Source organism: Streptomyces sp. NPDC058457 (assembly GCF_042720695.1).
GTDB lineage: Bacteria > Actinomycetota > Actinomycetes > Streptomycetales > Streptomycetaceae > Streptomyces.
Genome location: NZ_JBHXLU010000056.1, coordinates 64,443 through 79,319 on the forward strand (window position 1 = coordinate 64,443; position 14,877 = coordinate 79,319).

Below are 14,877 nucleotides of genomic sequence, written 5' to 3' on the forward strand. Positions count from 1 at the left end.
GAAACCCTTTCTTCACACCTTGACTTAACATCACGGATATTGCTTGGATCGCTAGTCGTCGTCCACTTGAGGAGTTTGCTGTGAGACGTACGATCACCGCGATCGCGGCTGTGACTGTCATGACCCTGCCACTCGTCGGCGCGAGTCCGTCCGCGCAGACCGGCAGGGCCGGGAGCGGCAGCGCCGGGCACGGCCAGGTCGTGACCGGCACCTACTCCACCGGCGGTACGCAGGCGTGGCAGTCCCTGCCGATCGTCAGGACGGGCGCGGACCCGGGCGGTTCCGTCGACGCCACCGTGGTCGCCGACCCGACCGCCCTCCGGCAGAAGTACACGGGCATCGGCTTCTCCCTGGACGAGACCAGCGTCTCCAACCTGTGGAAGCTCACCCCCGCCGAGCGTGCGGCGGCCATCCGGCTGCTCGTCGACCCCAAGCACGGCGCGGGACTCGACCGGTTCCGGCTGACGATCGGCAGCCCCGACCTCATCGAGCACCTGCCGTTCTGGTCGGAGGACGACCTGCCCGCCGGTGTCACCGACGACTTCGGCCTCAAGCACTTCTCCGTGCAGCGGGACCTCGACCTGCACATCATCGACACCATCAAGCTCATCCAGCACTACAACCCGCACGCCACCTTCTTCGCGTCGGCATGGAGCGCCCCGGCCTGGATGAAGACGAACAACCGCTTCCTCGGCGAGGTCGCCCTCAAGCCCGGAAGCAGCACGGACTACTACCAGGTCGGCAAGTTGCGGGACGACTGCATCGAGGTGTTCGCCCGGTACTACGTCAAGTTCGTCCAGGCGTACGCCAGGCACGGCATCCCCGTCGACGCGCTCACCCTGCTGAACGAGCCCGGCATGGACGTCGTCTACCCGGCCATGGACATCAGCATCGCGCAGCAGCAGAAACTGGCCCTTGCCATCAAGCGCGAAATGCACGCCGCCCATCTGGACACCCAGCTCTACGTGCACGACTTCAACTTCTGGGACTGGCACGACCCCAACAGCACGGCGACCAAGAACTACCACCGCATCTTCCAGGACGCCCCGGACGGCTCCGTGACCGGCGCCCAGGTCCGCAAGGCGGCCGACGCCATCGCCTTCCACCCCTACTGGGGCGACCCGACCGTCATGCGCGACGCGTTCGAGGAGTTCGGAAAGCCCGTCCAGCTCACGGAGACCAGCGACCTGTCGCCCTCGACCGTGCTGAACGACTTCCGCCTGGACGCCGGTTCCTACATCCTGTGGGCCCAGACCACCGACCAGGACGGCGGCACCCTGCACTGGACGCCGGCCCGGGACAACAACATCGACTGGGACCAGGTCGCGGCCACCACCAAGTGGACCAACCGGCTGGTGACCGTCGACACCGGGACGAAGGACTTCACGGTCCGCGACGAGCTGTACGGGCTCGGGCAGTTCGCGAAGTACCTCTCGCACGGCGACGTCCGCCTGGAGTCCAGCGCCACGGAACACGGCGTCAGCAACGTGGTCTACCGCACCCGCGACGGCGGCTACGTCACCGTCCTCGGCAACGGCAACGCCACCGACAGCAAGGTCCGGGTCACCGTCGGCGGCCAGAGCTTCGTGACGACCGTACCGGCCGGCTCCTTCGCCACCTACCGCTGGCAGGGCCGCGCCGCCACCGCCGCCCACGACAAGACGAGCTGACGCTCCTGGGGCTAACCCCCGGGTGTGACAACCGGCATGCCGGATGGTGACGGCCGGGGCCCTTCCACAAAGCTGAGAGGAGCCGCTGAACACGCGCAGTCATGGAGGCCCCTGCCTTGCTCACCCGCCGTACCGCCCTGCTGTCGGCCGTCGCCGCCGCCACCCTGTCCGCCGTCTCCGCGCGCACCGCGTCGGCCGCGCCGCGCACGGCAGGGCAGGTGCGGCTGACCCTGCCCGCGCCCAGCGGGCCGTGTCCGGTGGGCACGGTCTCTCTGCGCCTCGTCGACACCGCACGCGCCGATCCCTGGATCAGCGCACAGCCGTACCGCGAGCTGATGATCAGCGTCCGCTACCCGGCGCGGGCCGTCGGCGGCCACCCCAGGGCACCGCAGATGCTGCCCGGGGAGGCCGCCGGCTTCGCCGCCGTCAACAACCTCGCCGACGTGCCCGCCGACAAGGTCGACTGGGCGGCCACCCGCACCCACGCGCATGAAGGCGCCCCGGTCGACCGGGACCGGGGCCCGTACCCGGTCGTCTGCTACTCACCCGGTGCCGGTGACCCGCGTTCCCTCGGCACCACCCTCTGCGACGACCTCGCCTCCCGCGGCTACGTCGTGGTGATGCTCGACCACACCTACGACGCCACGGCCGTCCAGTTCCCCGGCGGCCGCGTCGAACGCACCGTGCTGCCCGCGGAGTACGACAAGGCCTACCCGGACAAGAAGCGCATCAGGGCCCTCCTGAAGAAGACGATGGACGTACGGGTGGCCGACACCCGCTTCCTGCTCGACGAACTGCCGCGTGCGCTGCCCCGGGAACTGCACGGCACGCTCGACCGGGACCGCATCGGCATGTTCGGTCAGTCGGCCGGCGGCTTCACCGCCCTCCAGGCGATGCACGACGACCGGCGGATCGCGGCGGGAGCCAACCTGGACGGCGTGGTCGCCTACGTCCAGGACGACGGCGACCCCGGCCACCTCTCGACCGTCGCCGTCGACGGCCTGGACCGCCCCTTCCTGCTGATCGGCAAGGACGGCAACGACCTGAGCACGGTCCCGTCCTGGAACGCCCTGTGGCGGCACAGCCACGGCCCGCGCGAGGGCCTGACCCTGCGCGGCGCCGAACATGCCACGTTCACCGACGAGGAGGCGATGATCCCGCAGCTCGCCCGCCGGCTCGGCCTGCCCCGCGAGACGGTCGTGAAGAACATCGGAACCATCGCCCCGGCCCGCGCGATCCCCGCCGAACGGGCCTGCCTCGCATCCTTCTTCGACCGCCGGCTGCGCGGCCGGCACGACACCGGACTGCCGGGCCGGGTACCGGAGGTGCGGCCCTTCGCCCGGTGAGCGGCCGCCTGCTCACCAACGGCCCTCGCCGCCGGGGGAGTCCGTCGGCGTCACGCCGGGAGCCAGGACAGACCGTCCTCGGTGACCCCGAGCCGGCCGGAGGCGGACGGCGGCAGAGCCGGGTCGTCCAGCGGGGCGCCGTACAGAGCCTGCTCCTGGAGGTCCTTGCCGGTGCGGAAGGTCTCGGTGACGACCCGGGTGGTCAGGAGCGGGTTCGTGCGGTCGCCGGAGGCGGCCAACCGGCCCACCGCGCCCTCCAGTTCGGTCACCGCGATGCTCCACCGGGCGCCGAGCCCGCCGGCGCCCGGTATTCCGGTGTCCCCCGACGCCACACCCCCGGCCAGCTCGGCGAAGGCGGCGGCCTCGTCGACGTCCACCCGGGTGATCTTCTTCGCCGACCAGAAGTACGAGTCCTCGTCCCGCTCCATGTCGTAGAACGCGACGAGGAACTCGTAGAACACCCCGTACTCCCGGCGGTAGCGCGCCTCGAACTCGGCGAAGCCGCGCTCCTCCGGCACCCTGCCCTCCAGGGCCGCGTTCACCGCACGGGCCGCCAACAGGGCGCCGTAGGTGGCCAGATGGACGCCCGAGGAGAGCACCGGGTCCACGAAGCAGGCGGCGTCGCCCACCAGCGCCATGCCCGGGATCCACAGGGACGTCTTCCAGTAGGAGTAGTCCTTGCGCACCCGGACCCGGTCGTACGGCGGCTCGGTCGCGACCGGTACGTCCGTCAGCAGCCGGTCGACCTCGGGGCAGGCCTTGATCATGTCCTGCCACGCGGCCCGCGGGTCGCCCTGGACGGCCGCGTAGTGCTCCGGCGCGATCACCGCACCGACGCTGGTCAGGTCGGAGCGCAGCGGGATGTACCAGAGCCAGCCGGCGTCGAACGCGGCGCAGAAGATGTTGCCGTCGTTCGGCGCGGGCAGCCGGCGGCCGCCCGCGTAGTAGCCGAACACGGCGAGGTTGCGGAAGAAGTCCGAGTACACCCGTGCCCCGCCCACCCGGCCGTGGATCCGGCTGGTGTTGCCGGACGCGTCGACGACGAACCGGGCGTGCGCGCTGCGCGGGGTGCCGTCCCGGCCGGTGTACTCGACACCGCGCACCCGCCCGCCCTCGCTCAGCACCCGGCGCACCGGGCAGCCCTCGCGGACGTCGACGCCCGTCCTTGCCGCGTTGCGCAGCAGGATCTCGTCGAACCGGGAGCGCTCCACCTGGAAGGCGGTCGCGGTGGGATCCGGCAGCCGGGGCGTCGTCGCGAAGGAGAACTGCCAGGGCTCCGGGTCCCGGCCCCAGCGCAGGGTCCCGCCGCGCTTGAGGGTGAAACCGGCCGCCGCGACCTCGTCGGCGACACCGAGCAGGCGGCACAGGCCGTGGACCGTGGCGGGCAGCAGCGACTCGCCGATCTGGTACCGGGGGAAGGTCTCCCGCTCCAGCAGAAGCACGCGGTGCCCGCGCCGGGCCACGGCCGTCGCGGCGGTCGAGCCGGCCGGCCCACCGCCGACGACGATCAGGTCGTACTCCTCGTGCCGCGATGTCATGCGGTAGCTCCACTTCTGAACGGGGCGGGGGCGGTGGTCACTCGGGCAGCCAGGCGCGGATCGCCGCGGCCGTGCTGTCGGCGTCCTGGTGGAGCATGGAGTAGTGGTCGCCGGGCACGTCCACGCCGTCGTGCGGCAGCGGCCAGTGCGGTCGCCAGTCCTCGCCGGGTGCGCTGCGCAGCATCTCCGCGGTGGGCCGGCCGCGCAGCAACAGTGCCCGGACCGGGGACGGTTCGGGCCGCCAGCTCTCCATCACACGGACGTACCCGCCTCCGACGATCAGCAGGGAGTCGTCCAGCCGGTCGACCACCTCGGCGTCGAGCGCGGCACCCGCGGACATCAGCGCCTGCCCGCGGACGTCCCCACGGCGCAGCACCCCGGCATGGGAGTCGAGCAGGACCACCCCGGCCGGCGGCTCTCCCTCCGCCGCCAGCTGCCGCGCCACGGCATGGGCGATCGCACCGCCCGCGCAGTAGCCGACCAGGACGGGCGGCCTCTCGACCGGCAGCGAGCGCACGGTGTCGGCGTGCGCCCGCACCAGCGTGGCCACGCTGTCCGGCACGGCCCGCCGGGTGCCGAAACCGGGATGCTCCAGCACCTGCAGATCCCGCTCGCCGTCGAACTGCCGGGCCAGGCCGGTGGGCAGGCGCAGCTGCGGTGCCAGGTAGTCGGGGAGGTAGACCAGCGGGGTGCCGTCGCCGTGGGCGAGCTGGAGCGGCGGCACGGTGTGCCGGGCCCGTCCCTCGTCGGAGAAGACCGGCAGGGCGTACGACGCGAGGAAGCGCAGCGTCATCGCCTCCTTCGGCCCTTCCTCGCGCAGGACGCGATGGTAGAGGGGGCTGAACCGGTAGGGGGAGGAGGGCAATTGTGCGGGGGTGGGGGTGGGCTCGGGCGGGGGCTGTCGAAGGCCGTCGGCAGGCGCCGTTTCCGGTCCCGGTGCCGCGTCCTCGTCGAGCAGCACCCCGTGGACGTGTGCCGTCAGCTCGGGCAGCGTCGGGTACTCGAGTACTACGGTCGGTGACAGGCGGACCCGGGTGAACGCACTGAGGCGGTTGCGGACCTGGACCGCGGAGAGGGAGTCGAAGCCGATCTCGGGGAAGGAGCGTTCGGCGGGCAGGGCGGACGGGTCCGGGAAGCCCAGCACCGCCGCGATCTCGGCGCGGATCAACCCGGCGAGCAGCGCCGGGCGTTCGGGCGGCGCGACGGCGGCGAGCCGCTCGCGCCAGGAGCCGGGTGCTCGTGCGACGTCGGCCGAGGGCGGTGCGTCGGCCGCGGCCGGGCTGCGCGGCACCAGGTCGGCGAGGACGGGCGGCGCGCCCGGTCCCGCCGCGGCCCGCAGGTCCAGCGGTACCGGCACCAGGACCGGTTCCGCACGGCGCAGCGCGGCATCGAGGAGGGCGATGCCCTCCCGCTCGTCGACGGGCAGCACCCCGCCCTCGCGCAGCCGGTCCGGCGCGACCCGGCCCGCCATGCCCGCCGCGCCCGCCGTGGTCCACGGCCCCCACGCCAGCGACTGCGCGGGCAGGCCGCGGGCCACCCGATACCGGGCGAGTGCGTCGAGGAACCCGTTCGCGGCGGCGTAGTTGGACTGCCCCGGCCTGCCGAGTACACCCGCGGCCGAGGAGTAGAGCACGAAGGCGGCCAGACCGAGGTCCTGCGTCGCCTCGTGCAGATGCCAGGCGCCGTCCGCCTTCGGCGCGAGCACGGCCGCGATCCGCTCGGGCGTCATGGCATCCGTCACGCCGTCGTCCACCACCCCGGCCAGGTGGAAGACCGCCGTGAGCGGCGGTCGGCAGGACGCGACCAGCGCGTCCACGGCCGCCCGGTCGCTCACATCGCACGCCACCGCGCGTACGTCGGCGGCCAGTTCGTCCGCCCAGTCCGGGACCTTTCCGCCGCGGCCGGCCAGCAGCAGGTGCCGGACCCCGTGTTCGGCGACCAGGTACCGGGCCAGGCTCGCCCCGAGTGCGCCGGTGCCTCCGGTGACGAGGACGGTCCCCTCGGGATCCAGTTCGGGGGGCTCTGCGGTCGGCGGATCGGCGGGGGCCAGCCGGGGCGCCAGGGCGACACCGGCGCGCAGGGCGAGTTCCGGCTCGCCGGAGCGCAGCGCCGCCGCCACGGCCGCCGTCGTGGCTGCCGCGCCCCGCCGGTCGACCAGCACGATCCGGCCCGGATGTTCGGACCCGGCGCTGCGGACGAGCCCGGCGACGGCGGCCTCGGCCAGGTCGGGGGTGTCTCCGGTGGCGTTCCCGGTGAGGACCAGCAGTCGGCCCGGCCGTGCGTCGGCGGTCCAGTCCCGCACCCGCTCCAGCACGGCGCCGAGCAGCGCCCGCACCCGGTCGGGCACGGGCGTGTCCGGGGGCAGGGCGGCGGCCAGCCCGGCCACATCGAGCAACTCGTGCTCCGCGCTCGCGATGCCGGGCGGAGTCGCGGCGTCGGCCCGGCTCGCGGTGTCGTGCGGATTCGTGGTGGCGTCCGGGTTCGCGGTGTCGGCCGCGGTCACGGGCCGCCAGGTGAGCCGGTACGTCTCGGCCGGCGGGTGGGTCGCCGGGATCGTCCGGGTGACCACGGACTCCACGGCCGCCACCGGCAGCCCCGCGCCGTCGGTGAGGGTGACGCGGAACTCGTCCGGACCGAGCCGTCGTACGACCGCTCGCGCCGCGGCGACGCCGGTCGCGTGCACCGTCACCCCGGAACAGGTCACCGGCGCTTTCGGCTCGCCCGGTTCCTCGGCCAGCAGCGCGGCGTGCAGGGCAGCGTCGAACAGGGCCGGGTGGAGGGTGTACGACCGCGCGGTCGCCGCTTCCCCGGGCGGCAGCGCCAGCTCGGCGAAGGTCTCGCCGTCCCGGCGCCACAGCGCGGTGACCGCGCGGAAGGCGGGCCCGTAGCGATGGCCGTGGTCGGCGAGGCGCTCGTAGTCGACGGCGATCCGATCCGCGCCCGCCGGCGGCCAGACGCCGTGCGTCTCGCCGTGCGTCTCTTCGGTCGGTGCCTCGGTCGGTGCCTCGGTCGGTGCCTCGGCCGGTTCATCCGCCGGGGCGGTCGTCGCGGTGGCGTGCCGGGTCCACGGCTCGAGCGTGTCGGCCCGGCGGCCCCAGACGGTGACCGGCCGCCCGCCCGTCCCGTCCGGCGACCCGGCCACCACCTGTACCTGCACCCCCTGCCCAGCGGCGAGGACCAGCGGGGCGTGCAGAGCGAGTTCGGCCAGCCGGACCGGCCCGGCGGAGCCGTCCGCGCCGGCCGCCAGCTCGGCGAAGACGGTCGCGGGCACCACCACCCGGCCGCCGATCACGTGGTCGGCCAGCCAGGGCTGACGGTCGAGGGACAGCACGGCGGTGTGCCGGATCCCGGGGCCGTCGGCATCCGGCACCGGCTCGCCCAGCAGGGGGTGGCCGGACCCGTTCTGCGGCCGGACGGCGTCCAGCCAGTAGCGCTGCCGCCGGAAGGGGTAGGTCGGCAGCGGACGCCGTCGGGCACCGGAGTCCGCGTACACCGACCGCCAGTCCACCCCGACCCCGTGCACATGCAGTGCTGCCAGCGCCTCGACCGTCGTCCGGGCGTCGCCGCACGACACGAACACCGCACCCGTGTCCGGCCCCACGCACTCCTCGGCCGCCACGCCGAGCGCGGGGGACGGCCCGGCCTCGACGAAGGCCGTGACGCCCTCCTCGGCGAGCACGCCCACGGCATCGGCGAACCGGACCGTCTCACGGGCCTGCCGCACCCAGTGCTCGGCGGTGGCGAGCGCGTCCGTCTCCGCGCGCCCGGTCAGCGTGGACACGACCGGCACGGTCGGCCGCCGGTAGGTCACCGACTCGGCGACCGCGCGGTACTCGGCCAGCACCGGGTCCAGCAGCGGCGAGTGGAAGGCATGGCTCACCCGCAGCCGGCGCTGCGGCCGTCCGACGGCGGCGGCCAGCGCCGTCACCGCGTCCTCGGGCCCGGAGAGCACGACCGACTCCGGTCCGTTGACCGCCGCGACCGCGACGGCCCGCCCGGGAACCTGGTCGAGCAGGGTCGTCACCTCGGCCAGCGGCGCCCGGACCGCGATCATCGCGCCGCCGGCGGGCAGGGCCGCCATCAGCCGGCCCCGGGCGGCGACCAGCCGTACCGCGTCGGCACGGGAGAACACCCCGGCGACATGGGCGGCGGCCAGTTCGCCGACCGAGTGCCCGACCAGACGGTCCGGCCGTACGCCGAATCCGGCGAGGAGGGCGTGCAGGGTCACCGCGTAGGCGAAGAGCGCGGGTTGCGCGTAGTCGGTGCGGTCCAGCAGGCCCGGCTCGTCGATCACCTCCAGCAGGGGGCGGTCGAGCCAGGGGGTGAACTCCTCGCACAGATCCGAGAACGCGGCGTCGAAAGCGGGGAAGGCCGCCCGCAGCTCGCTGCCCATCCCGGGGCGCTGGGCCCCCTGGCCCGGGAAGAGAAGCGCCACCTTCGGCCGTGGGCGCGCGGTGCCTCGCAGCAGTTCCGGACCGTCGGCGCCGGCGGCCAGCTCGCGCACCCCCCTGAGCAGGCCTTCGGCGTCCGGGGCCAGCACGGCCGCCCGGTGTGACAGCGGGGCCCGCGTCGTGGCCAGCGAGAACGCGACGTCCAGGGCGTCCGCGTCGTCCCGTACGCCGGCCAGCTCCGCCGCCAGCCTCGCGGCATGGGCACGCATCCCGGCCTCGTCACCCCCGCCCACCAGCCAGGGGAGGAGCGGCAGCCGACGGGGTGCCGACGCAGCCGAATCCGAGCCGACTACCCCGATGACCGCCCCATTGACCGCCCCATTGACCACCCGATTGACCGCCCCAGCGACCGCTGGATCGACCGTCGCACCGGCCGCGGGACTCAGTGGCGAACTGACTGGCGGATCGGCCGCGAGGCCGACTGCCGGATCGGCCGCCGGACTGGCCGCCGGACTGACCGCGGGATCGGCCGCCGGACCGACCTCCGTCGGCTCCTCGATGATCACGTGGGCGTTGGTGCCGCCGATGCCGAACGACGAGATCGCCGCCCGGCGCGGACGGTCGCGGCGCGGCCACGGGCGGGCCCGGTCGAGCAGCCGTACCGCACCGCCGGACCAGTCGACGTGGGGCGACGGCTGCTCCGCGTACAGCGAGGCGGGCAGTTCGTCGTGGCGCATCGCCTCGATCATCTTGATCAGGCCCGCCACCCCCGACGCGGCCTGGGTGTGCCCCAGGTTCGACTTCACCGAGCCCAGCCACACCGGGTCGGCCGGGTCACGGCGCTGGCCGTAGGTCGCGAGCAGGGCGCCCGCCTCGATCGGATCGCCCAGCGCGGTGCCCGTGCCGTGCCCCTCGACCGCGTCGACGTCGGACCCCGCCAGCCCCGCGTCGGCCAGCGCCAGCCGGATCAGGTCGCGCTGCGCCTCGCCGTTGGGGGCGGTCAGGCCGTTCGACGCGCCGTCCGAGTTCACCGCGGAACCGCGCAGCACCGCCAGCACCGGATGGCCGTTGCGGCGGGCGTCCGACAGCCGCTCCAGCAGTACCAGACCGACGCCCTCGGCCCAGGCGGTGCCGTCCGCACCCGCGGCGAACGACCGGCACCGCCCGTCCGGCGACAGCCCGCGCAGCCTGCTGAACACGACGAACGGCCGCGGGTTCGACAGCACCGTCACCCCGCCCGCCAGCGCCAGCGAACACTCCCCGGACCGCAGCGACCGGGCCGCCAGGTCCAGCGCCACCAGGGAGGACGAACACGCCGTGTCCAGGGTCAGCGCCGGACCGCGCAGCCCGAGGACGTAGGAGATCCGGCCGGACGCCACGCTCGGCGACGAGCCGACGCCGAGCTGGGCCTCCAGCTCGTGCGCCGACCGTCCGCCGCCGTAGCCGCCGGCATGCATCAGACCGACGAACACGCCGGTGTCGGTGCCCCGCAGCTCCGGCGCCGGGACACCGGCCCGCTCGAAGGTCTCCCAGGCGACCTCCAGGAGCAGCCGCTGCTGGGGATCGGTGGCCAGCGCCTCGCGGGGCGACATGCCGAAGAAAAGAGGGTCGAAGTCAGCGACCCCGTCGAGGAACCCGCCACGGCGGGTGTACGTCGTCCCGGGCCGGTCGGGGTCGCGATGGTGCAGCGACGCGAGGTCCCAGCCCCGGTCGGTGGGGAACTCTCCGGTGGCGTCGCGCCCTTCGGCCACCAGGCGCCAGAGGTCCTCGGGCGAGCTCACGCCGCCCGGAAAGCGGCAGCCGACCGCCACGATCGCCACCGGCTCGGCCTGCGGACCACGCCGCGGCCCGGTCCGAGCGGTTCCGTCCGGCGCGGTTCCGCCCGGGGCGGTCCCGGCCGTCCCGGCAGGTACCGGCCCGGTCGCCCCGTACAGCAGGGTGTCCAGGTGGGCCGCGACCGCGGCCGGGGTCGGGTGGTCCCACACCAGCGTCGCCGGCAGCCGCAGCCCGGTGCGGGTGCCGAGGCGGTGCCACAGGGTCATGGCGTCCATCGACGTCAGACCGAGATCGGCGAACGCCGTGCCCGGATCGGCGGCCGTGCCCAGGATCGCAGCCGTCTCCGTGCACACCAGGTCGGTCAGCGCGGTGCGTCGCTCACCGGGCGTCCGTCCGGCCAGTTCGGCCAGCCCCGGATCGGCCGGGCGGTCGGTGAGCGCCCGGCGCAGCAGGGCCCGGCGCGGTTTGCCGCCGGAGGTGCGCGGTACCGCCGGGGTCAGCAGCACCTCCTCGGGCACCTTGTGCGCGGAGAGCACCGCGGCGCAGGCGCGCAGCAGCGGCGCCGGATCGAGGTCCGGGCGGTCCGGCACCACGAACGCCACCGGAACCTCGCCGAGCAGCGGATGGGCCCGCCCGACCACGGCGGCGTCCCGCACCCCGGGCAGGCCGCACAGCACCCGCTCCACCTCGGCCGGGTCGACGTTCTCGCCGCCGCGCACGATACGGTCGCCCGCCCGGCCGGTGACGGTCAGAAAACCGTGCTCGTCGAGCCGGCCCAGGTCACCCGTGCGATACCAGCCGTCGCGCAGGGCGGCGGCGGTCTCCTCGGGCCGGTTGTGGTAGCCGAGCATGACGCCGGGGCCGCGGACCCAGATCTCGCCGTCACCGCCGCCGCCACCGTCACCGCGGTCCCTCTCGGCCCCACCGGCCCTCTCAGCCCCACCGGCCCTCTCAGCCCCACCGGCCCTCTCGGCCCGACCGGCTCGCTCGGCCCCACCGGCCCGCTCCGGCGCGACGGCCCGTACCTCCACCTCCATACCGGGCAGCGGCATCCCGCTGCTGCCGCGCACCCGCGGTCCGGTGGGCGACTCGACCGCGATCTTGCCGCAGGTCTCGGTACTGCCGTAGCCGTCCAGCAGCGGGGCGCCGAACCGCGCCTCGGTCTCCTCCCGCAGCTGGGGGTTGCTGGGCGCGCCGGCCGTGACGCACAGTCGCAGCGAGGGCACGGCACCCAGGCCGGCGTCCAGCAACTGCCGGTAGGTGAGAGGCACCCCGGCCAGCACGGTCGGCGCGTACTCGCCGACCAGTCGGGCCAGTGCGGCCGGTTCCCGGGCCGTGGTGATCCGGGCGCTCGCCCCGGCCATGGTGGTGCCCAGGACGCAGAGCGAGTGGGCGTAGGTGTGCGAGAGGGGCAGCGGCCACAGGACGCGGTCCGCCGCCGACAGCCCGAGCCGGGGCAGATAGCAGGCGGCCGAGGACCACAGCGCGGACCGCTGGCTGGAGATCGCGGCCCTGGCGGTGCCGGAGGTCCCGGAGGTGTAGAGCAGCCAGGCGGGCTCGTCCAGGCCGAGATCGTCCGGGGGAGCGGACGACGATGCCGCGGCCGGCGCCTCCCAGGCGGTGACTCCGTCGGGCAGCGGTCCCGCACCGGTGACCAGCAGCAGGACGGGACGTCCGGCCGTCAGCCGCGTGATCCGCGGCAGGTGGTGCCGGTCGGTGACCAGCACGGCCGGATCGCAGTCGGCCAGCAGCTCGGCGAGCTCGGCGTCCGTGGCGCGGGAGCTCAGCGGCACCCCCACCGCGCCGGCCCGCACCGTGGCGAGCAGTCCCTCGACCAGGTCCACGCCGTCACCCAGACAGAAGGCCACCCGTGCCGTGCGGCCTACCCCCAGCCGGGCCGCCAACCGGCCGGTCCTGTGCTCCAGCTCGGCCCAGGTCACCGTCCGCCGGTCATCGGCGAAGGCGACTTTCCCGCCGTAGCGCACGGAGTTCTCGACGAGCAACTCCGCAACGGGCCGCACATCCGACGCCCCCGTCATTCCCACCAGGTTCCCCCTTGGTACCAACACCCCTGCCGCCCGTCCCCGTTGGCGAGCCTACGGCCGACCGCACCGCAGACGTCCTCGGCTCGCTGGGCCGGGCGCTTTCCCCGTAGGAGGGCGCCGTCGGGATCGGGGTTGCAACGTCTGTGCGATCGGCGTTTTCTGGAAGTATCCGATGGTGAAACAAGAGCGCCCAGGGTTGCGGCACGGACCGGGGGCTCTGTCCCGGCTGTTTCCCACGGCCAGGCCTCGGTCCGCGCGGTCCGCGTCGCCCCGCGCTCGACGCGGAGGTGAGCCAGGTGAAAGCCGTCGTCTACGAGAAGCCCTTCAGCGTCACGGTCAGGGACGTCGACGATCCGCGGATCCAGCACCCGAACGACGTGCTGGTACGGGTCACGTCGAGCGCCATCTGCGGATCCGACCTGCACATGTACGAGGGGCGTACGGCCGCCGAGTCGGGCATCGTCTTCGGACACGAGAACCTCGGCATCGTCGAGGAGATCGGCTCCGGTGTGACCTCGCTGTCCGAGGGCGACCGGGTGGTCATGCCCTTCAACGTCGCCTGCGGTTTCTGCAAGAACTGTCTGGCCGGCAGGACCGGCTTCTGCCTCACGGTGAATCCGGGCTTCGCCGGCGGAGCCTACGGCTATGTGGCCATGGGCCCCTACAAGGGCGGCCAGGCAGAGCTGCTGCGGGTGCCGTTCGCCGACTTCAACTGCCTGAAGCTGCCGCCGGGCAACGAGTTCGAGACCGACTTCGTGCTGCTCGCGGACATCTTCCCGACCGGCTACCACGGCTGTGAGCTCGCCCAGGTGATTCCGGGCGAGAGCGTCGCCGTCTTCGGGGCCGGCCCGGTCGGGCTGATGGCCGCGTACTCCGCGCTGCTGCGCGGTGCGGCCAGGGTGTTCTCGGTCGACCGCGTGCCCGAGCGGCTCGCCAAGGCCGAGCAGATCGGAGCGATACCGATCGACTTCACCAAGGGCGACCCGGCCGACCAGATCAAGGAACAGACGCGGGGTGAGGGAACGGACAAGGGCGTCGACGCTGTCGGCTACCAGGCCCAGGCGCACGACGCGAGCCACGAGGAACCCGCCGTCGTCCTGAACACCCTGGTCGAGACGGTACGGCCGACCGGCATGCTCGGCGTACCGGGCCTGTACGTCCCGTCCGACCCGGGCGGACCCGACGAGCACGCCAGGCACGGCCAGCTGCTGGTGTCCATCGGCAGGATGTTCGAGAAGGGGCAGCGGATGGGCACCGGTCAGTGCAACGTCAAGCAGTACAACCGCCAGTTGCGTGACCTGATCATCGCGGGGCGGGCCAAGCCCAGCTTCGTGGTCTCCCACGAACTGCCGCTGGAGGAGGCGCCGAGGGCCTACGAGAAGTTCGACCAGCGGATCGAGGGCTACACCAAGGTCGTCCTGCATCCCGGGCACGCCCTCGCGGCGTAGCACCGGCGGCGACCGCCGCGCGGCGGGCCGCCTCCCGTGACCGGCCCGCCGCGCACGGCTACGGCTGCCGGGAGCCGTCCCCGCCCGTCCCGGCCCTCGGGGCCGGAGCAGGGGTGAGGGCGGTGATCCACTCGGCGGGCCAGGGAGCACTCGCCCGGTCCGCCCGCTGCGGCACGTGCACGACCGTATAGCGGCCGGACGCGGCGAGCTGCCGGGGACGGCCGTCGATCTCCTCGCCCCACACCTCGAACCGGAACGTCATCGAGGAGGTGCCGACGCGTTCCACGGCCAGGACCGTCGTCACCTCCTGCTGGAACCAGAGGGGAGCCGTGAAGTCGACCTCATAGCGCACCCGTGGCGCGGCACCGAAATAACCGGCGACGCCCCGCTCACGCACCAGCGCCGCCTCGGCCGCCTCCACGAACCGCACCACCGCCGAGTTGTGGTAGTGCCCGGAGGCGTCGGTGTCCGGCCACTCCACCCGGCACCGGTGGACGGCTCGGACCTCTGCAGCGGGTTCAGGAGCCGGAGAAGCCAAAGAAGTCTCCTTCCGGGAGCTGGTATCTCGTATTTTTCACGATCGTCATGTGAAGTCAATACCGTGAATGCCGTCGAGGGGTGGGGGGGGGCGGGGGCGCCCCCCCCCCCCCCCCCGCGGGGGTA

At 73.8% G+C, this 14,877-nt stretch carries 6 protein-coding genes; 3 read left to right on the plus strand and 3 right to left on the minus strand.

What is annotated here, in order from left to right:
- Positions 1 to 80 precede the first annotated feature (80 nt).
- The gene (locus ACFWPS_RS34425) at positions 81 to 1,670 is read left to right on the plus strand and encodes a glycoside hydrolase family 30 beta sandwich domain-containing protein (RefSeq protein WP_383712447.1); all 1,590 of its coding nucleotides are present in this window, start codon (positions 81 to 83) and stop codon (positions 1,668 to 1,670) included.
- A gap of 101 nt (positions 1,671 to 1,771) precedes the next feature.
- Positions 1,772 to 3,016, plus strand: coding sequence for an alpha/beta hydrolase family protein (locus ACFWPS_RS34430; protein ID WP_383712449.1), 1,245 nt, complete (start codon positions 1,772 to 1,774; stop codon positions 3,014 to 3,016).
- 50 nt (positions 3,017 to 3,066) lie between these two features.
- On the opposite strand, the gene ACFWPS_RS34435 is transcribed toward ACFWPS_RS34430, so the two are convergent.
- Both ACFWPS_RS34435 and ACFWPS_RS34440 read right to left on the minus strand, forming a co-directional pair.
- The gene (locus ACFWPS_RS34435) at positions 3,067 to 4,554 is read right to left on the minus strand and encodes a tryptophan 7-halogenase (protein ID WP_383712452.1); all 1,488 of its coding nucleotides are present in this window, start codon (positions 4,552 to 4,554) and stop codon (positions 3,067 to 3,069) included.
- Positions 4,555 to 4,591: 37 nt separating this feature from the next.
- Entirely contained in the window at positions 4,592 to 12,760 is an 8,169-nt protein-coding gene (locus tag ACFWPS_RS34440) for an SDR family NAD(P)-dependent oxidoreductase (RefSeq protein WP_383712454.1), read from the minus strand.
- A 302-nt stretch (positions 12,761 to 13,062) separates the two neighbouring features.
- Here ACFWPS_RS34440 and ACFWPS_RS34445 point away from each other — a divergent pair, with 302 nt between their 5' ends.
- Positions 13,063 to 14,214 carry a glutathione-independent formaldehyde dehydrogenase gene (locus ACFWPS_RS34445; protein ID WP_383712456.1) on the plus strand — a complete coding sequence of 384 codons (1,152 nt, stop codon included), beginning with the start codon at positions 13,063 to 13,065 and terminating at the stop codon, positions 14,212 to 14,214.
- Positions 14,215 to 14,272: 58 nt separating this feature from the next.
- Here ACFWPS_RS34445 and ACFWPS_RS34450 read toward each other — a convergent pair whose 3' ends face one another.
- Positions 14,273 to 14,695, minus strand: a complete 423-nt coding sequence (locus ACFWPS_RS34450; RefSeq protein WP_383712459.1) for an acyl-CoA thioesterase — start codon at positions 14,693 to 14,695, stop codon at positions 14,273 to 14,275.
- Positions 14,696 to 14,877: the final 182 nt, after the last annotated feature.

Bases quoted from the DNA above. Each gene is read 5' to 3' on its own strand.
- ACFWPS_RS34430 (WP_383712449.1), top strand. From the start codon at position 1,772: ATGGAGGCCCCTGCCTTGCTCACCCGCCGTACCGCCCTGCTGTCGGCC.
- ACFWPS_RS34435 (WP_383712452.1), bottom strand. From the start codon at position 4,554: ATGACATCGCGGCACGAGGAGTACGACCTGATCGTCGTCGGCGGTGGG.
- ACFWPS_RS34440 (WP_383712454.1), bottom strand. From the start codon at position 12,760: ATGACGGGGGCGTCGGATGTGCGGCCCGTTGCGGAGTTGCTCGTCGAG.